1 protein-coding gene is annotated in these 420 nt (G+C 54.5%); it reads left to right on the plus strand.

Translation table 11 applies throughout. The features are described 5' to 3' along the window. Positions 1-420 (plus strand): transposase (locus KO538_RS29790; protein ID WP_219330445.1); only part of this gene is annotated, 420 nt, incomplete at both ends.

The following is a 420-nucleotide window of genomic DNA, read 5'->3' on the forward strand; positions in this document are numbered from 1 at the left end:
CGCACCGGTCGCCCGTCCTACCATCCTGCAGTTCTCCTTGGGATTTACATCTATGGTTACCTCAATCGAATCCAGTCGAGCCGCCGCCTGGAGCGTGAGGCGCAGCGTAATATCGAACTGATGTGGTTGACCGGGAGGCTATCTCCCGACTTTAAAACCATCGCTGACTTTCGCAAAGATAACGGCCCCGCCATCTGCAAAGTGTGCCGCCAATTCGTGCAGGTATGTCGCAGGCTTGATGTTTTCTCGGATAGCAGCGTGGCAATCGATGGCAGCAAGTTCAAAGCGGTAAATAATCGCGACCGAAATTTCACCAACAACAAGCTGGAAGCCCGCATTGAGCAGATCGAGGAAAGCATCAAGCGCTACATGGACGAGCTTGATCGCGCCGACCGTGATCCTGCGCTTGTCCCCGCAACT

The sequence above is a fragment of the Janthinobacterium sp. NKUCC08_JDC genome, assembly GCF_019345575.1.
In the GTDB taxonomy this organism is placed as follows: domain Bacteria; phylum Pseudomonadota; class Gammaproteobacteria; order Burkholderiales; family Burkholderiaceae_D; genus Janthinobacterium; species Janthinobacterium aestuarii.